The 20,411-nt window shown below is 40.1% G+C and carries 27 protein-coding genes; 24 read left to right on the plus strand and 3 right to left on the minus strand.

The features are described from left to right. Position 1 precedes the first annotated feature (1 nt). The 16 genes from FLK20_RS21760 to FLK20_RS19705 all read left to right on the plus strand — a co-directional run bounded on the left by FLK20_RS21760 (position 2) and on the right by FLK20_RS19705 (position 12,378). Complete coding sequence (locus tag FLK20_RS21760; RefSeq protein ID WP_194165700.1) at positions 2 to 166, plus strand: hypothetical protein; 165 nt, start codon at positions 2 to 4, stop codon at positions 164 to 166. Next, a complete protein-coding gene (locus FLK20_RS19635) occupies positions 163 to 1,341 on the plus strand; it encodes a phage minor capsid protein (RefSeq protein ID WP_152658286.1) in 1,179 nt (392 codons plus the stop codon). Before FLK20_RS21760 ends, FLK20_RS19635 begins: the two co-directional genes overlap by 4 nt. Positions 1,342 to 1,354: 13 nt before the next feature. After that, positions 1,355 to 1,570 carry a hypothetical protein gene (locus tag FLK20_RS19640; RefSeq protein ID WP_152658287.1) on the plus strand — a complete coding sequence of 72 codons (216 nt, stop codon included), beginning with the start codon at positions 1,355 to 1,357 and terminating at the stop codon, positions 1,568 to 1,570. Positions 1,571 to 1,626: 56 nt separating this feature from the next. Continuing rightward, positions 1,627 to 1,866 carry a hypothetical protein gene (locus tag FLK20_RS19645; RefSeq protein WP_152658288.1) on the plus strand — a complete coding sequence of 80 codons (240 nt, stop codon included), beginning with the start codon at positions 1,627 to 1,629 and terminating at the stop codon, positions 1,864 to 1,866. Between the two features lie 125 nt (positions 1,867 to 1,991). Next, on the plus strand, positions 1,992 to 2,600 hold the full coding sequence (locus FLK20_RS19650) for a phage scaffolding protein (RefSeq protein WP_152658289.1): 609 nt from the start codon (positions 1,992 to 1,994) through the stop codon (positions 2,598 to 2,600). Positions 2,601 to 2,616: 16 nt separating this feature from the next. Further along, positions 2,617 to 3,735, plus strand: coding sequence for a N4-gp56 family major capsid protein (locus FLK20_RS19655; RefSeq protein WP_152658290.1), 1,119 nt, complete (start codon positions 2,617 to 2,619; stop codon positions 3,733 to 3,735). 2 nt (positions 3,736 to 3,737) lie between these two features. Continuing rightward, positions 3,738 to 4,148 (plus strand): head-tail connector protein, encoded by a 411-nt coding sequence (locus FLK20_RS19660; RefSeq protein WP_152658291.1) that lies wholly within the window; start codon positions 3,738 to 3,740, stop codon positions 4,146 to 4,148. Beyond that, complete coding sequence (locus FLK20_RS19665; RefSeq protein ID WP_227995171.1) at positions 4,141 to 4,476, plus strand: putative minor capsid protein; 336 nt, start codon at positions 4,141 to 4,143, stop codon at positions 4,474 to 4,476. Before FLK20_RS19660 ends, FLK20_RS19665 begins: the two co-directional genes overlap by 8 nt. After that, the gene (locus tag FLK20_RS19670; protein ID WP_152658293.1) at positions 4,476 to 4,802 is read left to right on the plus strand and encodes a minor capsid protein; all 327 of its coding nucleotides are present in this window, start codon (positions 4,476 to 4,478) and stop codon (positions 4,800 to 4,802) included. The genes FLK20_RS19665 and FLK20_RS19670 overlap by 1 nt, the downstream gene beginning before the upstream one ends. Further along, positions 4,802 to 5,194: a phage tail terminator protein gene (locus FLK20_RS19675; protein ID WP_152658294.1), complete on the plus strand. Its 393-nt coding sequence runs from the start codon at positions 4,802 to 4,804 to the stop codon at positions 5,192 to 5,194. The genes FLK20_RS19670 and FLK20_RS19675 overlap by 1 nt, the downstream gene beginning before the upstream one ends. Before the next feature lie 7 nt (positions 5,195 to 5,201). Beyond that, a complete protein-coding gene (locus tag FLK20_RS19680; protein WP_152658295.1) occupies positions 5,202 to 5,672 on the plus strand; it encodes a phage tail tube protein in 471 nt (156 codons plus the stop codon). A 106-nt stretch (positions 5,673 to 5,778) separates the two neighbouring features. Continuing rightward, positions 5,779 to 6,243 carry a hypothetical protein gene (locus FLK20_RS19685; protein ID WP_152658296.1) on the plus strand — a complete coding sequence of 155 codons (465 nt, stop codon included), beginning with the start codon at positions 5,779 to 5,781 and terminating at the stop codon, positions 6,241 to 6,243. Between the two features lie 8 nt (positions 6,244 to 6,251). Further along, a complete protein-coding gene (locus FLK20_RS19690; protein WP_152658297.1) occupies positions 6,252 to 6,839 on the plus strand; it encodes a Gp15 family bacteriophage protein in 588 nt (195 codons plus the stop codon). After that, positions 6,840 to 11,393 carry a tape measure protein gene (locus FLK20_RS19695; protein ID WP_152658298.1) on the plus strand — a complete coding sequence of 1,518 codons (4,554 nt, stop codon included), beginning with the start codon at positions 6,840 to 6,842 and terminating at the stop codon, positions 11,391 to 11,393. Next, positions 11,390 to 12,088, plus strand: coding sequence for a distal tail protein Dit (locus tag FLK20_RS19700; RefSeq protein WP_152658299.1), 699 nt, complete (start codon positions 11,390 to 11,392; stop codon positions 12,086 to 12,088). The genes FLK20_RS19695 and FLK20_RS19700 overlap by 4 nt, the downstream gene beginning before the upstream one ends. Positions 12,089 to 12,099: 11 nt before the next feature. After that, complete coding sequence (locus FLK20_RS19705; RefSeq protein ID WP_152658300.1) at positions 12,100 to 12,378, plus strand: hypothetical protein; 279 nt, start codon at positions 12,100 to 12,102, stop codon at positions 12,376 to 12,378. Here FLK20_RS19705 and FLK20_RS19710 read toward each other — a convergent pair. Then, positions 12,375 to 12,578, minus strand: a complete 204-nt coding sequence (locus FLK20_RS19710; RefSeq protein WP_152658301.1) for a hypothetical protein — start codon at positions 12,576 to 12,578, stop codon at positions 12,375 to 12,377. The two genes, FLK20_RS19705 and FLK20_RS19710, sit on opposite strands and share 4 nt — an antisense overlap. Before the next feature lie 68 nt (positions 12,579 to 12,646). On the opposite strand from FLK20_RS19710, the gene FLK20_RS19715 reads away from it, so the two are divergent. From FLK20_RS19715 to FLK20_RS19745, 7 genes are all read left to right on the plus strand, one after another. Beyond that, positions 12,647 to 16,606, plus strand: coding sequence for a phage tail spike protein (locus FLK20_RS19715; protein ID WP_152658302.1), 3,960 nt, complete (start codon positions 12,647 to 12,649; stop codon positions 16,604 to 16,606). After that, positions 16,603 to 17,040 (plus strand): hypothetical protein, encoded by a 438-nt coding sequence (locus tag FLK20_RS19720; RefSeq protein ID WP_152658303.1) that lies wholly within the window; start codon positions 16,603 to 16,605, stop codon positions 17,038 to 17,040. Before FLK20_RS19715 ends, FLK20_RS19720 begins: the two co-directional genes overlap by 4 nt. Continuing rightward, the gene (locus FLK20_RS19725) at positions 17,030 to 17,314 is read left to right on the plus strand and encodes a hypothetical protein (protein ID WP_152658304.1); all 285 of its coding nucleotides are present in this window, start codon (positions 17,030 to 17,032) and stop codon (positions 17,312 to 17,314) included. Before FLK20_RS19720 ends, FLK20_RS19725 begins: the two co-directional genes overlap by 11 nt. Positions 17,315 to 17,384: 70 nt before the next feature. Further along, on the plus strand, positions 17,385 to 17,690 hold the full coding sequence (locus tag FLK20_RS19730; protein WP_152658305.1) for a hypothetical protein: 306 nt from the start codon (positions 17,385 to 17,387) through the stop codon (positions 17,688 to 17,690). 112 nt (positions 17,691 to 17,802) lie between these two features. Continuing rightward, complete coding sequence (locus FLK20_RS19735) at positions 17,803 to 18,078, plus strand: hypothetical protein (protein WP_152658306.1); 276 nt, start codon at positions 17,803 to 17,805, stop codon at positions 18,076 to 18,078. Between the two features lie 13 nt (positions 18,079 to 18,091). Beyond that, entirely contained in the window at positions 18,092 to 18,316 is a 225-nt protein-coding gene (locus tag FLK20_RS19740) for a phage holin (protein WP_152658307.1), read from the plus strand. 72 nt (positions 18,317 to 18,388) lie between these two features. Next, complete coding sequence (locus FLK20_RS19745) at positions 18,389 to 19,153, plus strand: N-acetylmuramoyl-L-alanine amidase (RefSeq protein ID WP_152658308.1); 765 nt, start codon at positions 18,389 to 18,391, stop codon at positions 19,151 to 19,153. 29 nt (positions 19,154 to 19,182) lie between these two features. On the opposite strand, the gene FLK20_RS19750 is transcribed toward FLK20_RS19745, so the two are convergent. Together FLK20_RS19750 and FLK20_RS22150 are read right to left on the minus strand one after the other, a co-directional pair. After that, positions 19,183 to 19,371, minus strand: a complete 189-nt coding sequence (locus FLK20_RS19750) for an XRE family transcriptional regulator (RefSeq protein WP_152658313.1) — start codon at positions 19,369 to 19,371, stop codon at positions 19,183 to 19,185. A gap of 175 nt (positions 19,372 to 19,546) precedes the next feature. Beyond that, a complete protein-coding gene (locus tag FLK20_RS22150; RefSeq protein ID WP_255473842.1) occupies positions 19,547 to 19,669 on the minus strand; it encodes a hypothetical protein in 123 nt (40 codons plus the stop codon). A gap of 282 nt (positions 19,670 to 19,951) precedes the next feature. Between FLK20_RS22150 and FLK20_RS19755 the strand changes: the two genes are divergently transcribed. Next, positions 19,952 to 20,287 (plus strand): YolD-like family protein, encoded by a 336-nt coding sequence (locus FLK20_RS19755; protein ID WP_152658309.1) that lies wholly within the window; start codon positions 19,952 to 19,954, stop codon positions 20,285 to 20,287. Positions 20,288 to 20,411 lie beyond the last annotated feature (124 nt).

Below are 20,411 nucleotides of genomic sequence, written 5' to 3' on the forward strand. Positions count from 1 at the left end.
TGTGAAGGTGTATATCCTATATGAACATGATTTACTGGTTTCTGCCTGGACTCCAACCGTTCATAGTATTTTTCTAAAGGAACTAGCTGCCAAAAAGGAAATGGAAAGATTAAATACAAAAGGCGAGTACAGATATTCAGTTACAGAGAAATCGGTGATTAAATGAATTATAAAAAGCCTAAAGTTACTCCACACCAACTCGATTTATGGAGTTCTAACATGTCCAGTCTTTATAACAGCTTAGAAGGTGAAATAATACGTATCATCATCAAACGCCTTAAAAATGGATCAGATGACATCACCATGTGGCAGGCGCAAAAGCTTCAAGAATTGCGTTTATTCAACAATGAGGTCACTAAACAGCTATCGAAGGTCACAGGAGTCGCAGAAACTCAAATACGCAACATGTTTGAAACTGCTGGCAAGGATATCGTTCAAGATATTGACAGAGCAATGCCATATGAAACCAAACCAATGCCGAACAACCTTGACAACACCATGAGAGCTTATCACAACCAATCCTGGAGTGAGATTGATAATTACGTTAATCAGACACTTATCACCACTCATTATGGCGTAGGACAAGCGCAGAGAACATATACACAAGTGTTAAATCAAACAAGCGCAGCGTTTAATACAGGATTATATACCTTTGACCAATCGCTTGAACGTGCTGTTACTGAATTGGCTCAGAGAGGTATCGGTTCTGGCATGATTGACCGCGGTGGTCATAGATGGTCATTAGAGGGCTATACACGAACCGTTTTAAAGTCTACTCTTTCTAATACCTATGACGAAGTGCGCAAAGAGCGTATGGCTGATTATGACGTTCATACGGTTGTTGTCACAAGCCATGCAGGAGCTAGGGAAGCGTGCTCTATCATACAGGGAAATGTCGTAGATTTGCGTCCTGTCAATGAGATACCAGCTGATAGTGAATATCTATCAATCTATGATCCATACTGGGAAGCTTACTTTGGTTCTCCTGGTGGTCATCGTGGAGTTAACTGCCGGCATATTCATATTCCGTTTATTCCAGGCGTAAATACCAATAATCAGCCTAAATTTGATAATGAGCTGAATGAAAAAGTTGCTAAAGCTAGGGATACACAGCGTCGTATCGAAAGGGAGATTGTCAAATATAAGAAAAATCTCATGGTAGCCGAGGAACTTGGCAGCGATAAAGCTACTCACTGGAAACAGATGGTTAGCAAGCGTCAGAAAGCTATGCGTGACCATTTGTCAAAAAACGGTGAGTATTTAAGCCGGAATTATCGAAGGGAAAAAGTCTATACGCCTTTAGATACATTGGTTAAGGATTTTGATTATAAAGCAGGATAGGGGCTGATATTTGATGTTGCCAGATAAAGATACACTTATGAACTACGGTGAGAGTATCCAGCAAAAATTAGCAAGCACTGATAAATTGGATAAAACCACTAAGGATAAACTTAAAAAGAAGCTAAACATTAAGTCTCCATCTAAAGACGGACCAATGTTACTCGGTATGACAGGCATATATGATTCATTGTTGAAAGGGTTTGAAAACAACGATCAAGAAAGGAAGTGATCCATTATCTCCTAGCTACAGGTAGTAGCCTTTGTAAATGATGGAAGGGTGATGAGTTGAAACCAATTAAATTCACTGAAAAGAAAGCGGAAAAAGAGGGGAAAGTCACTCCTCATTACATTGCTCATGAATTACTGGATGCGATTGAGCAAGGTGATGTTAAACAGATTGTATGTATTACACGTAATTCGAATGATGAAATTATTATTTCCTACAGCGATATGTTACAGACGGCAAGTGTGGGTTTATTGGAGTGCGGAAAGCAATTAATAATGAACGACATGTTCGATTTATAAACTTGTCTTTAGCCAATAGACGTTAAACAAGGCTTTTAATTATGTCTTTTTTCGTAGCTACTGCGTTAAATAGCTATCCTGTCGTGGTCACACCACGTAAAAATAAATGTAGGGAGAGATTATAGATGGAAAGAAAGTTTTTAGAAGGATTGGGTCTTGAGAAAGAAGCGATTGATAAAATCATGGTTGAACACGGTAAGTCAACAAATGACTACAAAGAAAAGGCTGCTAAGGTAGAAGGTCTTGAAAGTCAGATTACCGACTACAAGCAGAAGCTGGATAATCGTGACAATCAGCTGAAAGAATTAAAAAGGGTTGATGCTGATGCATTGCAAAAGAAAATTGATGAGCTACAAGAAACCAATGAGAACGATAAGAAAGCTTATCAAGAAAAGCTCGACAAACAGGCATTTGATTTTGCTTTAGATAAAGCATTATCTGGTGCTAAAGCAAAGAGCGCGAAGGCGGTTAGACCTTTTCTTGATATCGAAAATCTGAAACTGGATGGTGAAAAGATCATTGGGCTGGATGAGCAATTAGAGGCAGTAAAAGAAAAGGAAGCATATTTGTTTGAATCAGATCAACAGACAAAAACACCGACAATCGTCAATCCAGGTAACCCGAATGGCGGTGGTGGCAATACACCGAAAAACATTGCTGATATGACTTATCAAGAGCTGGCAGAATTAAAAACCAATAATCCTGCCCAGTTCGAACAATTAACTAAAAATTAGTAAAGGATGATGAAACATGCCAGATTTAACAAGATTACAGAATTTAATTGATCCAGAGGTAATGGCTGCAATGATTTCAGCACAGTTGCCTAAAGCTATCAAATTTAGCGGCATTGCGCCAGTCGATAACGTTTTAGAAGGGCAACCGGGGTCAACTATCACAGTGCCTAAATATCGTTATATTGGTGACGCTGAGGATGTGGCAGAAGGAGAAGCAATCCAGTACGAACAACTTGAAACAGACACTGATCAGTATACCATCAAAAAGGCTGGTCGAGGTGTAAAATTGACGGATGAATCCGTGCTATCCGGTTATGGTGACCCTGTGGGTGAAGCGCAGCGTCAGATTCGCATGGCTATCGCTTCTAAAATCGATAATGACATCGTGGAGACAGCACTAACCGCACCGTTAGCAGTTAATCATGACATTGATTTAGATTTAATTGACACACTTGAAAACGCCTTTGTGGACGCTCCTGATAACTTTGAGGATGTTGATACACAAGGCGTTTTATTCTTGTCCTATAAAGATGCAGCTAAATTACGTAAGGAAGCAGCACAGAACTGGACACGTGCATCTGATTTAGGTGACAGAATCCTAATTACTGGAGCGTTTGGCGAATTGTTAGGATGGGAAATTGTGAGGTCCATGAAGATTGAAGAAGGTCACGGTTTCGCCGTAAAAGCAGGTGCATTACGCACTTACACTAAGCGCGGTCTATTAGCTGAAAGTGGTCGAGATATGGACCATAAATTGACTAAATTCAACGCTGACCAACACTACGCCGTAGCTCTGGTTGACGAATCTAAAATTGTCCGCATCGAGCCTATTGATGTTGAGAATGTTTCTTTATCTCCTAAGACATCCAACGCTGAGGTTGGTACATCTGGCAACCGTCAATTAAACGCAACTGTAACGCCATACGATGCATCAAATAAGGCTGTATCATATGAAATTAGCCCGGATGCAGAGGGTTTGACGGTTAGTGGTAATGGTCGAGTGTCATGGGATGAAAACACACCAGCAGGCACTTATACAACCACTGTAACTACATCTGATGGGGGTTATACAGACACTCATGTACTGACGTTGACAGAACCTGAACCAGAGCCGGATCCAGAAGAAGGTGAATAAGCATGGCTTATTTAACATTTGATGAATTTAAGGGGCTAACAAGCAAAGATATAGGTGATGAGGCATTTAATGCTTTATTGCCTAAAGCCTCTGCTATCTTGGATAATAACACAAATCATTTCTATGCTCGTGTTGATATCAAAAAGGATAATACCTGGCGTGTCGATAAATTTAAAGAGGCTCTTGTGGCTCAAATTGAGTATTTCCATGTGTTGGGAGCTACGTCATACGAGGAGATCAATAATAGTCCTCAATCGTTTTCTGCTGGTCGTACGAACGTTACTAATCCAAGCCGATACAGTTCAACAGGTCAAAATGAGACAAAGCCTTTAGTTGCCGAGGATGTATTTATTTATCTTGAAGGTACTGGATTATTAAATAGGTCGGTAGGTGTTGCACATGGTAATGCCTAAACCACCTAAATCCTTTTGTATTGATTCATTCGACTATTACGAATTCGTAAGTGATGACTGGAGTACAGGCCCTATTTATAAAGAACCTGTCGAAATTGAACATTGTCGGATTGACCGAGGTGCTGAATACAGCCAATCATCATCAGGTAAGCAGCTGCTGTATAACGCGGTTGTTTTTTGCTTTGGTGGTGTAACAGACCCAATGCCTGAGTTTAAGACTCAATCCAAGATTCGTTTTGACGGACAAGATCACATCTTAACTAAGGTGATAACGAATTATGAGGCTTATGATAATGTCATTTATTCATACGAGCTGGAAGTGGTCTGATGGTACAAATAACTATCAATTTAGATGGCGCAAAACGTAAAATGAGCCAGCAAAGCAGACAGCAGGGACAGTATGCGCTTGCTAATCAAGCTATGGCAGACATGAATCCGTTTGTACCGATGAAAGAAGGTATTTTAAGACAGACAGCCACAATCGACATCGACGGCGGAGGAGTGAACTACAACACGCCTTATGCAGCCGAAATGTTTTATATGTACAAATTTAATTATACAACGCCTGGAACGGGTCCAAGATGGGATAACAAAGCAAGTGCTATCCATATGAAAGACTGGATAAACGCATTTATAAAGGGGGCTCAGTGGTAATGGATTTTTTAGATAGATTAGTAGATAAGGTAAATGAAATTGATGGGCTCCCTATTAGATGTGAGCCAGGTTATTTAGGTGAGGCTGAATCATTTGTTGTTTATCCTATACCAGGTTCGAGGGTTGTAAATGAGTATTTTAGCGGTGTAAAAGATCAGCAGCTGAATTATGAATTTGCTATGAAATCAAAGGTGCCAGGGAATATCCATAGTACGTTATGGGTTGTACAAAATGCCCTTGAACAGATTGACAACATCGAAAGTAACGATGGAAGTTTTGAATTTGATGAATTAATTATTACCAACAAACCATTTATTAATCAGGCTGATAGTCAAGGATGGTTTGTTTTTTTATTAGATATACAAGCAAAAATAACAACTTTTAAGGAGTGATTTACAGATGGGTAGAAATAAAAACGCCTTACGCGGGCACTTTATCCAAGCTTACGAAAGAGGAGAAAATGAGCCAGGAGAAGAATGGTTGGAACTAGCTGACTGGATTACTGATATTTCAGATGATACGCAAGAAGGTACGGAAGAGGTGGCTTATTACAGTGGCGATGGAACACCAGAAAATGAAGTTGTTTCCGTTGCATTAGCTTATAATGTAGAAGGAACCTATGATTCAGAAGATCCTGCAATGGCACTTGTAGAAGGTTTGCGGTTGAAAACTGGTATTGGACGTAAAGTGTGGCACAAGGTAGAAACAGCTGATGGCAAAAAAGCATATACAGGTGTTGCAACTGTTTCAGCTATTGTAGCTGGTTCTGGGGCAGCATCAGATTATGAAGCATTTAGCTGTAATATTCGATTTGATCGTATTCCTGAAGAAACAGAATTAGATAATGGTGACGGTGGGTCGGGGGAGTAGATAGCCCCGAGGTTGTATCAGTCAACCCAACGACAAGCGGGGCGACAATAGGTTTAGAGTAAGAGGGGCTGAGGCTCCTCTTTTTTATTATAAGGAGTGATATTACATGTCAGGTATTCAAATAGATATCCAGCGGACAGGGTTTCCGGTAAAAGTCGGGGAAATTGAGTTGTGGTTTGATTCTTCTCATGAAAACTTAGTAAACTTTTTCAAATTAGCTGAGCATATACAGGAAGAATCAGAGAAAAGTATCGAAGAAATGAAAAATATTGAAATGCCAGAGGATTATTTGAATGATTTACCCGGAGCTCACCAGAAAGGCATGAAATTTATTGAACATCAAAAAAAGCAAACAGCTATCGAGTATGACTTGATGTTTGGTAAAGGCACCTTTAAAAAATTATACGCAAAGTATCCGGATTATGTTTCATTGCAAAACGCTCTCAGGGCAATCAATGAAGCGATTCAGAATAGAATTGTACAGCAAGAGGAAGAAAGGGCGAAAGCTATCGAAACCGAGACAGAAGAAATTTTGAGGAATAAAGCCAAGAAACAAGCTAAAAAGAAGTAGGTGATTAAATGCGGTTGAACACCCCTTTAGTCACCTCTTTTACATTTGAAGGCATTGAATATGAGCTTGATATGGCTTTTGATAATATTCTTGATATTTTTGATCAGATGGAAAATCAGTTTTTGCGGGATCATGAAAAGATATTAAGATGCTTGCGGTTACTACTTGATAACCAAGAATTGCCTCATTCATGGCAATCCAGAATCGAACTCTGGAATTACATTTATGAAAATTTCATCGTTTTCAAGGAAAAGGAACTTGTTGTATATGACAGAAAAGGTAATAAAGTTCCTCTACCTAAAGAGGGTGATGAAGATAACAAAAGGTATATTGACTTAGAACAGGACGCAGAGTACATTTATGCGTCTTTTTTGCAGGCTTATGATATTGACCTCTTTAAGCAGCAAGGCATCATGCACTGGCACACTTTTAAAGCACTGCTGAATGCCTTGCCATCCGACACAATTATGCAGAGAATCATCCAAATTAGATTGTGGGAGCCGTCAAAACACGACACACCTAAGTACAAAAAGGAAATGGAAAAGCTCCAAAGGTTACACGCAATCCATGACAAAGACAGGGAGGAGGTGGACTAATTGGCTGATGGATCTATTAAAATATCAATCGAAGTTGATGGTAAACAGGTGGATGTTGCTGCAAAGCAATTGGATAACCTGGAGGCATCCGGTAATCGCTCTGGTAAAGGTATTAAGGCGGCTGAGGATAGCCTTGATAGCTTATCCGATGCTAGTGGTAAAGCAGGATCAAATGTAAAAGGTGCTGGAGACTCCATTGAAGGACTTGGTGAGAGTGGTTCAAAAGCCGGGCAAGGTTTAAAAGGCGCTGAGGGCGCAATTGACGGAGTGGCTGACAGTTCGACTCAGGCGGCGTCGAGTGTTAAAGGCGCCGGTGATACCATCGAGAGTTTAGGCTCCAGTGGTGATAGTGCCAGCAAAGGCCTGCAAGGTGTCGATGGTGCATTGGATGGGGTAGCTGATAGTAGCGCCCAGGCCAGTGACTCGGTCCGCGGTGCATCTGATGCAATGGCTGATGTAGATGGTAAAACAAATCAAGCATCTGGGTCTATTAAAACATTTGCTGCATCTATTGGATTGGTCGCTATAGCCGCCAAAGCATTTGACGCCATGAGAGCATCTGTAGATCAAGCCATTGGCCGATTTGACACCTTAAACGCATTTCCTAAGGTCCTGCAGGCTCTTGGTGTATCGGCAGAGGACTCCGAGGCTGCTATGGCTAAATTGTCTGATGGAATCGACGGACTACCAACAAAACTAAATGATATAGCTGCGACAGCTCAGCGTATGTATACATCTTTCGGCGATATGGACAAAGCTGCAGATACTGCCCTTGCATTAAATAATGCTTTGCTTGGATCAGGTGCAAGTGCTGATCAGGCTAAACGTGGTACTGATCAGTATATAAAATCATTACAAACTGGCGAAATTACAATGGATACGTGGAATACTCTATCCGAGACTATGGATGTGGGCTTGGTTAAGTTGGCTGAAGCTTTCGGTTATACCGGAAAAAGCGCCAAAGATGATTTATATAATGCACTTAAAGATGGCACCATAACATTGGATGAATTTAACGAAAAACTCATTGAGGTTGGTACAGGTACCGGTATCATGGCTGAACTGGCTAGAGAGAATAGCTTAGGGTTAGCAACGTCTTTTGGTAACTTACGTAACGCAATAGCCAATGGCGTTGCCAAAATCATTGAGGCATTTAACAACCTTTCCATTGCTGTTACAGGCAAGGATATAGCGCAAAATATTGATAGCATGAAGGTTGTTGTTAATGAAGCCTTTAATCTCATGAAATCTACCATAGAAGCCACTACACCTGTTTTTAAAGTATTCGGTGAGGTTGTAAAAACAGCGATAGCTGTTATTAAACCATTAACTCCTGCAATTTTAGGTATGGTTACAGCGTTTACTGCATTAATGATTATTAATAAAGTTGTGAGTGCAATAAATGCATCGAATGCAGCATTAGCGGCTGCGAAACTATCGTCCCAAGGATTAACTCTAGCCACAAAAGGACAAATGGTTGCACAAATTGGGTCTACAGCAGCTACTAAAGCTGATACTGTCGCAAAAGCTGCTAATCTAGGAATGATAAGTGCGAGCTCGTTAGCAATCGGGGTGATGACTGGACGAATTAGATTAGCTATTGCTGCTAAGATAGCTTTTGCCGCGGCATCAAGAATGTTAGGTACTACTCTAGGTGTAATGGCAGGACCTGTAGGATGGATAACACTTGCTATCGGCGGCTTAATTGGTGCGGCTATCGGAATTGTTAAATGGTTTAATCGAAGTACTGAAGAAGGAGAGCGTTTAAAAGAAGAAACCGAAGCTTTAGGCGAATCTACAGACTCGTTGGTTGAATCTATGAATCAGAGCGCAAGCGCCTATAAAGATAGAATTAATGACATTGAAGCCACTAGAGAAGCTAACACTGAACTGGTTCAAACGGTCGAGAAACTCGCTGATAAAGAAAACAAATCGGCTGAAGATAAGCGTAATTTAAGTGCGGCAGTATCTCAATTAAATGGTGAAGTTGAAGGATTGAATGTATCTTACAATGAAGAAGCGGACATGTTAAGCGAATCCACTGAAAAGATGCAGGCTCGTATTGACTTGATGGCAGAGCAAGATAAAGCCAACGCTGCGCAAGAACGTTTAACTGAAATTTTAAAAGAGCAACAAGAAATTGAACTACAACTTGATGAAGTTACAGCTTTACGAAAGGATTGGAACCGTAAATTAAATGATAGCACCGTAACCAGTAGAGAGCACAAAAAAGCTGTTGAAGAATTAGATGAGCAGGAGCAGGCTTTGAAAGATACAAACGAGCAGCTCGGTATCCAATATGATACTACAAAAGAAACAATGGTTGAATCCAGTCAAAACGCTAGAGACATCATTACAGATAATAATCATGATATTATCGTATCTTATGAAGATTTGGAAGGTGCCGCAAAAGAAGCATTTGACTCTTTGGCTGATAAGTACAGCGAGTTAAAAGATGCTGCCACTGATGCGTTTAACGAAATTGAATCCGAAACAGAACACACTATGGATTCAATGATTGAAACCATGCAGCACAACCAAGAAATGGTTGAACAATGGGGAGAAAACCAAGCTAAATTAATGGAATGGGCTGGTGAAAATAGTTATGAAAGTTTCATTCCATTTATTGAGGATATGGGAATCGATCAGGCTGCTGTGTTACAAGAAATGGTCGATGATTTAGACGAAACCAATGGGACCAGTGGAGAGAAATTGTCTGAGTTGGCAGAAACCTATCAAGAAGGCGGGGATTTATCCGCTAACGCTCTGAAAGAAGCTTTAGGAGATGGGTTTGAGGAAGTTATTGATCTGATGTCTACGTTAGTAGAGAGAATGGAAACCACACTTCGGGTGCTTATTAATGAAGCTGATTGGGAGGAGTATGGGCTAACAGTAGGAAAAGAAACAGCAAGCGGTGTTGACGAAAGTGCCGAAGTAGTAGAAGAATCCATGAGAATTATGGGTGAAAGAGGGACGACAGCGCTCGATTTAGTTTTAGGTACCTATGATTTTGCAGAAAAAGGGGAAGAGATACCGACAGATATGTCCGGCGGTATGGAAACTGGATCACCTTATGTGAAGGCTGCCTCTGAAATGCTAGGCAGAGAAGCAATCGATCCAATGACAACAGAGATTGATAATGCCGACATTGAAGGAACTGGTGATGATATATCTGTCAGGTTGTCTGGCAGTATTAATCACGGAAAACCGTCCGTCGCATGGGCTTCAGGAGAAATTGGTAAGGCTCCCGGAGAAGAAATATCCTCTGAAATCGATGCTACGCCGTTTGAAACCATTGGAGGGAGTGCGTCAACAAGAACAGGGGAAGGTATCACTACAAACAAAGGTGATGCGACAGGAGCGGCAAATAACTTAACAAATGACGTGAAATCCGAGTTCGCCAACGGTTTTGAAAGTTCGATTTATGTTAATTATGGTAATAATACAGGTAGCGGCACAGGAACAGGTATTGACGGTAGTGCAGGCATAGCTACAAGTGCTGCAAGTAGATTAGCTAGCGATGTAGTTAGTACCACAAGCAGTGGCCTTCCACTGTCTGCTTTTGAAGGCATCGGGCGTAATGTTGGACAAGGGGCTGCCAACGGCATTAACGGTGCAGCTGGTTTGGCTATTGCCGCCGCTGAAACGATGGCAGGAGCTGTCCAGAGAGCTGCAGAGTCTGTACTTGAAGTCCACAGCCCATCACGTGTATTCTATCGAATTGGTGAGTTTGTCGGATCGGGATTTGATAACGGAATATCCAGCAAAGAGAGCAGCGTAGTCAGTGCAATCGTAGCTATGACGACAGCTATGATCAGCCGGACAAAATCAGGTATGCAAATGCTTGATAACACAACGAAATCCGGTGTAAATAACATGTCTCGTACTATTAATCAATTACCAGTAATAGTACAGTCAGCAATGGCTGCTATGCAAGCTCATTTAAGCGCTGGAGCATCTACCAATCAAAATATAATGTCACGCCTATCTACTAATATGACATCTCCTTTTAATAGTTTGCCTGGCAGGATGTCGTCAATTGGTAGCAGCGCTATGAGCGGCTTAAATGCAGGGCTTAATGGTGGCGCTGGACGTGTTATGTCAACTGCTCGAAATATCGCTAGTCGAGTGGCTTCAACCATGCAAAAAGCTTTGAAAATCAACTCGCCAAGTCATCTTATGAGGGATGACGTAGGACGTTGGGTACCAGCTGGTATTGCCGTTGGTATTGAGGACAACGCCAAATTAGTTTACAGAGCGCTTGATGATTTGGCGGCAGGTATGATTAAGCCTGTTAGTCCAGAGGTTGCATTAGGCACATCTGCAATGGCCTATAATGGATCTGATTCGATGGCACAGGCAGTTCGAAATATTAAGTTTCCGGATCCACCAAGCAATAACCATGCACCAGATGCAGCTGAGAAACAACCAGCTATTATCAATCTATATGTTGGATCTAAACAAGTTGCCAGGGAAATCGTTGACGACATTACTAATCTACAAAACAGGCAGAACAACCGTAAACAATATACTTTGAGAGGTGGGATGGCATGATCTTTAACGGTGAGTCAAAAGATTATATCAGAGTAAAACAAGATTTATTCCGCCCTCCTTCTCCACCGATTGAATTCGATATATTCGATTATCCAAGAGGTGGCAGCAGAGTTAAGAAAAAACGATTCACAAGTCAGACATTGCCTGTCCCTATCCGCATCTATCACCCAGATAAACGGATTGAAGAATTAAAGGAAGAGCTATCAGACTGGCTGATTCATGATGAGCCAAAGAAATTAGGCTTTAAAGATACACCGGATCGTTATTATTTAGCTCATTATGAATCGATGGATTTGAGGGAAAAAGGTCATTTCGCTGATGGTGTGATAAATTTCTTTTTGCTGGATGGGCGCAGGATTGGTGAGGAAAAGACTATCAGTGTTACTACCAGTAATACAAATCACACCGTCACTGGTCAAGATGAAACTCCTTGGGAAATAAACCTTACATTTAGCCGGAACACGATCACCTTTGAATTAGAAACAAATACTGGCCTGTACTTGCTCTTAGGATACGAATTCATCGAAGGTGACAGGTTAAAAATTACGCATGATGGCAGACTCTGTGAGTTGAATGGAAGAGATATTCGTTTCGCAATACGTTTAAAAAGTAATTATGAGCTGCTGCAGCCAGGTAGCTTACGGATCAAGGCCAGCGAACCTTGCACGCTTAAATATGATGAAAGATTTTATTAGGAGGAATATTGATGAGTGAAGATAAAGAACTTTACAAAGCTGGAAATGAGACTGGATTTAAGTTTGATTTACAGAATGGTGATTTAGAATTAAAACATCCTATTGTATGGAAAGGTCATAGTTGTCGTGATGAAGAAGGCAACGAAATCAGTCGCGAGAGGTTTTATGAGTTGAAGGTTGAGAAGTTGGAAGAAAAAGCTGACAGAATCCTTGAGCTATTGGAGAACAAGGACCTGTCCACTTCTTACGAACTGGGTTCTACAGAAAATAAATGGAAAAAACTAACCTAATCATGAAAAATAAACTCAATAGATTTAACTTCTTGAGCTTTAATGGGTTTTGGACCAGCATCGGTGTAAAGGTTAATAAAACCATTAGTGCTTTTAGCTCTTTCAATACCTATAACAGCATTTTGCTTGTTTTCATTAGTTAAATCTTGCGCTCCAAATACGTCGCCGTTCTTCAAATGAACTATTGATTCTATTCTCATATGTATCACCTCCTCTATATTACTATTCGACACAAATAGAGGAAATCCTACCAGAAAGGAGGGTACTAATGGAATTATTTATATTATCCCAGGATGAACAACCGTTAACGGTTATCTCCGAAAATACAGGGCTTGTCGAAACGCATTACCGTATTGAGGTAAACAGCGTACCGACAGAGCCTTTTTCTTTTGCAGTTGAAGCAGATCAGGAAGTCGCTGAGCATATCAAAGAAGAAAACAAGGTGGTTTTTAAAGATCATGAAGGTGACTGGCGCTTGATGACGATAAAAGAAGTGGACGATAGCAACGATATAAATGGTCCAATAACCATAGCAAATTGCTTCCCTACTTTTTTAAATGAGCTTAATGACCATATCATAGTTGAACGTCGTTTTATAGACCAAACAGCAGATGTAGCCTTGACGGCAGCAGTACAAGGGACACGTTGGGAATCTAGTGTTGAAGTCGAACTTGGCAGAGCGACCACCAATTTTTATTATCTATCTGCCGTTGAAGCTATCAGTGAAACCATCAATACATGGGGCGGAGAGTTTAAGGATATTGTAGAACTTGACGAGGAAACGAATGAGTTAAAAGGTTTTTATGTCAAGCTTATCCAACGGCTTGGAACAGAACAGGGACAACGATTTGAAATTGATCAAAATACAACTGAAATTGGTCGTACAGTTCTTAGCTACCCCAAAACGGCTTTATACGGACGTGGTTCCAGCTTAGAAGTTGAGGATGAAGATGGAGAGCATTCAGGTGGCTATACTCGTTATATCGATTTCGGGGATGTTGAATGGCGTACAAGCCGAGGTGATCCAGTCAATAAACCCTTAGGTCAAAAGTGGGTTGGCGACCCGGAAGCTTTAGCTGCATACGGATATGAGGACGGAGATAAGCACCGTTTTGGGATATTTAGCAACCAAGATTACGAAGAGCCGTCTGACTTATTATATGCAACATGGGAAGCACTCCAAAAAGCTAAGAAGCCAGAAGTAAACTACCGTCTATCTGTTGAACTATTCGATGAAAAAGTAAGCCTAGGCGATACATGCCAAGCCATTGACCGCAAGTTTGCCCGTCCTATTGAGATACAAGCTAGAGTAATAGCCCTGGAATACGACTTAATGGACATTGAGGGGACGATGGTTGTTGAGATGGGGCAGTTTTTGGATTTAGGAGACAGCCGTCTTGATGATTTGGAGCGAGAAGTGGAAGGTATTAAAAACCGTCCTCCTAAACAGATAATCGATGAAGGCAGCTACCCTGACCGCAAACCAAGCACGCCAGTCAACCTGGAAGCATACGGCGGTATAGAAGTTATACAACTCTATTGGGATTATGCTGACGAACTGTTTATCAAGCATTATGAGGTCTACGGCAGCCGTACAGAGGACTTTGTACCGGATACGCAACATCTATTATGGCGTGGCGATGTCAGTGCCTTTAGTCACACCGTTGGCACAGATGAAGTCTGGTATTACCGTGTTCGTGCAGTCAACTATCATGGCAGACCGTCAGATTGGTCTGTACAGGTAAGAGCGGCAACGCATCGGGTGTTAACCGAAGATATCATGTGGGGTCCAGAACTTGCTGAACGTATGAGAGAATTGCATAGGATTAGCGATATCATCGGCGAAAATGGTGTTAACTTTGACCAGATATCACAAGAAGCCAAGGACTTAATTAATCAGCAGGCTCGTATCTATACAGATGAGGAAATCAACGCTACTCGTGATGATTTATTAAGGGATATCAGCGAGATATCAGATGATCTGCAATATATCGATGGTCAACTTGTTGATAAGGTCAATGTTGGTGATGTTTACACTATCGCTGACATTGATGGCATGTTTGAAAACACCGTCAGCATAACACGTTATGAGACCGATATGAATGGCGTTGTTCAAAATTTAGAACATCAAGAAAGCCTCATCCAGCAGAATGAACGTGAAATTTTAAATCGGGTAACTGAAACAGTTTTTAATAATGAAACCGGGTATTTAAGGGAGTCTCTTGCTGATGTGGTAATACAAGCAGATAGGATAGAGCAGACTGTTAGTAACATCCAAATTGGTGGTCGTAATCTCATCGTTAACAGTAAAGGCGATACTTTAACCGCATGGTTTCCATGGGGAAGTAATTTAGCTGATATCACTGATTTTCTAGGACATCAATGGATTTGGGTACGTAGAACTTCGGCAAACAACCAAGTCGGCATAAGAACACCTACTTTTGATATGAAAGCTGACAAAACTTATATTTGCAGTTTTATAATCCGGAGTAGAAGCAACAGTGGATATGATTTAAACTATCTTTATTTACAGCAAAGCGATGGTTCTTTAACAACTGTTAAGAGATTGCCCGATGTAAGTATGCGAACCGATTCGGGATTTGAAGGTAGTATTGAAGGCGATGGTTTACGTGTATGGTTCACCTTTAGCCATAATGAAGATGTCGCAAATGCAAGGTTATTACTTGCTATAAATGGCAGACCAGATGGCGCTGGATTTGTATTACGTGAGGTAATGATATCCGAAGGTAATATGCTAATGGATTGGTCTCCGGCACCTGAAGAAATGGACAGTCGAATGACCATCGCTGAATCGAATATAACGCAATTAGCAGATGATATCTCGCTAAAAGTAAATGTGGATGAAATTGTATCTGAAATTAACCTAAACCGTGAAGGCATCCGTTTATCCGGAGCATTAATCCATCTAAACGGATTATCTCTTATCGATGAAGCTATTATACAGAATGCTCATATAGCCGATGGCACAATCGAGCGAGGCAAATTAGTACGAGCCATCATAGGCACAGCACAGATAGATGATTTAGCTGTTACAAGCGCAAAAATAGCAAGTGTTAATGCAGATAAGATTAACGCAGCAAGTTTATCGGCGATTAGTAGTAATATTGGTATTGCTACAACCGGCATCTTAAGAAGTAGCAACAATAACATTGAGTTTAATTTAAATACAGGTACGTTTGATGTTTATTCTAGTGCATCTATCCGGTTCCACGGAACCGGCGGAGGAATGAAACGTATACAAGGCGGGAGACAGGCATTTGTGTCGTATGCAATTAGTAGTGGTCATTCATCACCGATGGTTAGTATTGGGGCTGTGAGTGGATCCGGAACAGTAAATGTTAACGACACATCATTCAGGGGGATACGACTGCACGCAGATAATGTCAGTCACACCAACGATTTAATCAATGACACCTGGACATTTAGTAGACGGATAGATCAATCAATGGGGTCAATTGTTGTAGATTTGAGTGCTGGCACTAAAGGGATTGTTCCGCAGTATACAAGTAACCATAATTATAATTTAGGATCACCTAGCAACGGTTTCAATTATCTTTATTTAAGAGATAGACTCGTGGTTGATCGCAATCTTACCATTCAAAACAACTACGACAGCCTACAGGGTTGGAGACTGGAAACTGTTTATACAGATGGCAATACACGTATGAGACTCGTCGGGCTAAATGCAGGTAGTTATTGGGCTAACCCTAGATATTATGACCTTGGTGGAGCGAATAGCCCATTTAGCTATGGGTTTATAAATCAGTTACGCGGTAATTTTATTGGTTCATCTTCGAATCCTTTCAGCGGCGTGTACACTGGATTTGTTGTTGAAGGGTCTGATATTAGTATTAAAGAAAACATAAAAGGCAATACACTTGGACTTAATTTTATTAAAGATATACGAACAGTGGACTTTAAGATGATCGGGAACGATATTTACAAAGTAGGAGTAATAGCGCAAGAACTACTGCAAACCTTAAATAACCATGGTGTAACAGTGAATGAACAAAGTATTGTTGATGTTGGAGATGTTTTGGGGGTGTCTTACACTCAGCTCATTGCCCCAACTATCAAAGCTGTTCAAGAGTTGGATTGGAAACTGGAAGAAGAAATCAACTGGCAGCGTATTGAGTACCAGATATTGAAAAACAAAGTTACCAAACTGGAAGCAGAAGTTCAAGAATTAAAGGAGATGGTAGCATGACAATTAAACTACAGAACAAGGACTTACGAAACGCGGCAGACTTTTTACAAAATACAGTATCCGTAAAAGGTAAGAAAAACGTACACCGTATGCGCATTGTTAAAGCTTTGACTGAAAAGGATAAAGAAGTCCGCGAAGAAGAGGTGAGTCTTTTAAAGGACTATGCAAAATTAGACGATGAAGGTGAAATTGTCTTTTTGGACAACGGACAGCCAATTATTAAGGAAAAGAAGGAATTTAATAAAGCTCATAAGGATTTGTTTGAGGAAGAGTTTGTGCTTGTTGACAAAAACCTTGAATCAGCTCTTAAAACAGTTGAAAAGCTAGTGAATGATTTTGATAAAGAGCTATCCGGGCAGCAGGCGGAAGCACATTATATTTTAGCAGAAGCCTTTGAAAATAATAAAGAAGGAGAGGGTACAGATGATGAATAATTATGAATTTGAATGTGACGGCACCACTCGTTTTATTGAGGTAGACGGCGAACAGCAGATACTTGTAAGGTTTACAGCCCGAGAGCCGAGAGAAATGCGGGAAAGCCAGGAAAACATCAATTTAAATGGTAATGTAGCACTTCCTGCAATGGAATTCTTTCAGGCTGGTCTCGACGGTAATTTATCTGATGTTGTTAGAGATACTGTTCTCGATAAGCTAACAGCTAGGGAAGATGATAGAGAACAGGAAGAAGAGGAAGAAAACGCTGAATAAGTTTTTTTATGCAGGAATTCCTACCTTTCTGTCGAATTATTAATTTATGTAGATAGAAAGGGGGAAGTTTATGCATTACAATACAAATATAACAGTTCGGGTAAAGAATCATGGGAATATAACAGAGAATGAGTTTAAAAATGAATTTTTAAGTATTACAAGGGGAACTGATTTGTTTATAAAAAACCTAAGTGAAACAGAATCAGAGTTCGTTGAACAGGTCTTACTATGGCACACTATGGATAAAAACACTAATAAATATTCAACGTATATTATGGAGACCAGTGAACTTACACCGATTCAGAAACGAAAAGAATACTATTTAAAAAGGTTCAATAAAGAAAATCAAACTTTAACTTTTGAAGAATCCTATTGAAATATTACTAAAGACATCTCTCATGAGGTGTCTTTTTTCATGCATGAAAAGGTTGTGATATCCAAACTAAAGCCGAATAGGCTTATTTTTTATGGCTAAAAGGGGGTTGATTATGTCAGATGAACAATGGTACTCAAATAAAGATTTACACAAGATTATGATAGAAATGAGTAAGGACTTCACGAGGCTGAGAACAGAGATGGAAGAGACCCGAAAAACCATCAATAAATATAACGGTCTACGTGAAGAAATTGCCAAGGTGCAGAAAGAAATTATCTATATGAAAGCAACAGGAGTAGGCAGAAGTACAACATTAGAGGTCATCCGCAATTGGGGCGGATGGCTTTTTGCGTTGGTTACGTTGGTTGTTTTGCTATTAAATCAATAGGGAGGTTTTATAAATGGATAAAGGTACAGTGGTGAGAACAGTCGCTTTAGTTATTGTTTGGATTAACATGCTGCTATCTAATTATGGGTTGCAGCCCATCCCTGTGGTAAGTGAGGATATTATTGCCGAAATTTTAACTGGAACAGTAACGGTCTGGACATGGTTCAAAAATAACTATGTGACAGCTAAAGGGAAGCAGCAGAAGGATGTTTTACAGAAAAATCAACTGATTAAATAAGTGGCTAGTCCATACGGGCAAGCTGCTTTTTTAATACAAAATAGTATACCAATTTTAAGGAGGAATTTTATTATGGCTAAAATTTATTTAGACCCGGGACACGGTGGAACAGATCCAGGTGCAGTTGCAAATGGCTTACAGGAGAAAAATCTAACATTGTCCATCGCTCTAAAAACCCGAGATTTTCTCAATCGTGATTATGAAGGGCATAGTATTCGTATGAGTAGGACAAGCGACACGACCCGCAGTCTGGCACAGCGTACTAATGATGCAAACAGCTGGGGCGCTGATTACTTTGTTTCCATTCATATTAATGCTGGTGGAGGAACCGGATATGAAGATTATATTTTTAATGGAAGTGTATCCAATAATACTGTAGTGTACCGTGATAGGCTTCACGCAGAAGTTATGAAGCAAGTTGACTTTAACAATCGTGGAAAAAAGCGTGCTAATTTCCATGTGTTGCGTGAAACGAGTATGCCAGCAGTGTTAACAGAGAATGGCTTCATTGATACTGTAGCAGATGCGAATAAACTAAAATCAGATGCTTATCTTAATCGCATTGCCTTAGGACATGCAAACGGGATTGCTCAAGCTCTCGGATTGAGACGAAAATCAGGAGGTGGAAGTGGTCAGGCATATGTTGAGGTTATTACACCGTCCTTATGGACTTATAATACTGCCGATTGGAATGATCGTGCTGTAATCGTAAATCAAGGAGAAGTATTTACAGTAGTTAGAGACAGGTTCCCAGTAGGTAATGGTCACATGTATCAGCTAAAGAGTGGATTGTATATTACTGCTAGTACGCAGTATGTAAGGTATTACACTAGGTAAAAAACAAGCCCTTCACAGAGCGTGAGGGGCTACACTTCATCTTTATGCGATAAATAAAACTCATACAATTTCAATGCATGATCTAATTTCATATTGCCTATTTTGGATTTTCCCGATGCATAATCGCTTAATGTGGTTTGAGCAATACCTGTTTCTTTACTTATTTTATAGTTAGAAACTTCCTCACTCTCCAGTAAGTTTTTAATATTTTCTTTCATGTCCAACAGTTAACCCTCCTTATCCATTATTTCTTTTTATTTTGCATAACAACGATTATTAACACTGCTAATGAAGTGATAAATGATGCTGTAGCCATAATTAGTGTCATATTGAAAACCTCCCCATAATATTTTATAATGGAGGAAAGGAGCTGTAACTCCTTTCCGTTGTTGATTACTTCTTATCCTTGTCTTTCGACTTGGAAAGCTTGTAAGCAACGATGGCTGTTACTAGTGAGGCACTTGCTGTGATGAGAGCGGCTAGTGCCTCTGCTATTTTGCTTATTCCTTCAATCATATTATCACCTCCCCTTAACTTTCTATCTTAATTATACTACGAATGTCCGTAGTAGTCAATGCTTTTTAGCAAAGTTTTTAATCTTTTTTGTCATTAATAACACCCGCAAAAGCAGGTGCTTATGATATAATATATTTGGTGTAAGGGAATTTCTCTTATTTTAAAAGGCGCTCTTTGTGGGCGTCTTTTTTCATACCAATTATTTCATGTTTACAATCCGAATGATTTTGCTATAATAAGAACAAACGTTCAGAACAAAAGTTCTCTTTTGGAGGGTGAAAAATGATTAACGATAGAGGAAATAAAAAATGGACGGCAATAATGATCCCTGAACACGTTGCCATGTTGAAAGAAGTCAAAAAAGAGTATTATGCAGTGGAGAAACCAATATTAGACGAACAGCAGATTGAAGAAAACGGATTTAAACTTATGATGGCTCATAAGGATATCCTGCTGATAGAGGTTAAACATTACAAAGATTATGGATTACATCATTGTAAAGGCTATATAGATAGCATCAATTATCAATATAAGTACATTAAATTAGTTAGTAAACTTGGTCACGATAATCTTATCAAGATTAAGTTTGAGGATACTATAAATGTAAGCATATTGTAAAAGAGAGGGGGAGACCTCTCTTTTTTGTTTTGACTGCTCACAACACAAATGCAACACATTCCTGTACCTAAATGTTGATATACCAGTGGCGAAAGGGTCATATTCGACCCCGACCACCGGTATC

Origin of the sequence: Oceanobacillus sp. CFH 90083 (assembly GCF_009389585.1) — a bacterium.
GTDB lineage: Bacteria > Bacillota > Bacilli > Bacillales > Amphibacillaceae > Oceanobacillus.

Bases quoted from the DNA above. Each gene is read 5' to 3' on its own strand.
- FLK20_RS19655 (WP_152658290.1), top strand. From the start codon at position 2,617: ATGCCAGATTTAACAAGATTACAGAATTTAATTGATCCAGAGGTAATG.
- FLK20_RS19660 (WP_152658291.1), top strand. From the start codon at position 3,738: ATGGCTTATTTAACATTTGATGAATTTAAGGGGCTAACAAGCAAAGAT.
- FLK20_RS19725 (WP_152658304.1), top strand. From the start codon at position 17,030: ATGATGAATAATTATGAATTTGAATGTGACGGCACCACTCGTTTTATT.
- FLK20_RS19680 (WP_152658295.1), top strand. From the start codon at position 5,202: ATGGGTAGAAATAAAAACGCCTTACGCGGGCACTTTATCCAAGCTTAC.
- FLK20_RS19710 (WP_152658301.1), bottom strand. From the start codon at position 12,578: ATGAGAATAGAATCAATAGTTCATTTGAAGAACGGCGACGTATTTGGA.
- FLK20_RS19700 (WP_152658299.1), top strand. From the start codon at position 11,390: ATGATCTTTAACGGTGAGTCAAAAGATTATATCAGAGTAAAACAAGAT.
- FLK20_RS19715 (WP_152658302.1), top strand. From the start codon at position 12,647: ATGGAATTATTTATATTATCCCAGGATGAACAACCGTTAACGGTTATC.
- FLK20_RS19685 (WP_152658296.1), top strand. From the start codon at position 5,779: ATGTCAGGTATTCAAATAGATATCCAGCGGACAGGGTTTCCGGTAAAA.
- FLK20_RS19740 (WP_152658307.1), top strand. From the start codon at position 18,092: ATGGATAAAGGTACAGTGGTGAGAACAGTCGCTTTAGTTATTGTTTGG.
- FLK20_RS19720 (WP_152658303.1), top strand. From the start codon at position 16,603: ATGACAATTAAACTACAGAACAAGGACTTACGAAACGCGGCAGACTTT.
- FLK20_RS19690 (WP_152658297.1), top strand. From the start codon at position 6,252: ATGCGGTTGAACACCCCTTTAGTCACCTCTTTTACATTTGAAGGCATT.
- FLK20_RS19640 (WP_152658287.1), top strand. From the start codon at position 1,355: ATGTTGCCAGATAAAGATACACTTATGAACTACGGTGAGAGTATCCAG.
- FLK20_RS19730 (WP_152658305.1), top strand. From the start codon at position 17,385: ATGCATTACAATACAAATATAACAGTTCGGGTAAAGAATCATGGGAAT.
- FLK20_RS19735 (WP_152658306.1), top strand. From the start codon at position 17,803: ATGTCAGATGAACAATGGTACTCAAATAAAGATTTACACAAGATTATG.
- FLK20_RS19635 (WP_152658286.1), top strand. From the start codon at position 163: ATGAATTATAAAAAGCCTAAAGTTACTCCACACCAACTCGATTTATGG.
- FLK20_RS19745 (WP_152658308.1), top strand. From the start codon at position 18,389: ATGGCTAAAATTTATTTAGACCCGGGACACGGTGGAACAGATCCAGGT.
- FLK20_RS19675 (WP_152658294.1), top strand. From the start codon at position 4,802: ATGGATTTTTTAGATAGATTAGTAGATAAGGTAAATGAAATTGATGGG.
- FLK20_RS22150 (WP_255473842.1), bottom strand. From the start codon at position 19,669: ATGATTGAAGGAATAAGCAAAATAGCAGAGGCACTAGCCGCTCTCATC.
- FLK20_RS19670 (WP_152658293.1), top strand. From the start codon at position 4,476: ATGGTACAAATAACTATCAATTTAGATGGCGCAAAACGTAAAATGAGC.
- FLK20_RS19665 (WP_227995171.1), top strand. From the start codon at position 4,141: ATGCCTAAACCACCTAAATCCTTTTGTATTGATTCATTCGACTATTAC.
- FLK20_RS19650 (WP_152658289.1), top strand. From the start codon at position 1,992: ATGGAAAGAAAGTTTTTAGAAGGATTGGGTCTTGAGAAAGAAGCGATT.
- FLK20_RS19750 (WP_152658313.1), bottom strand. From the start codon at position 19,371: ATGAAAGAAAATATTAAAAACTTACTGGAGAGTGAGGAAGTTTCTAAC.
- FLK20_RS19705 (WP_152658300.1), top strand. From the start codon at position 12,100: ATGAGTGAAGATAAAGAACTTTACAAAGCTGGAAATGAGACTGGATTT.
- FLK20_RS19755 (WP_152658309.1), top strand. From the start codon at position 19,952: ATGATTAACGATAGAGGAAATAAAAAATGGACGGCAATAATGATCCCT.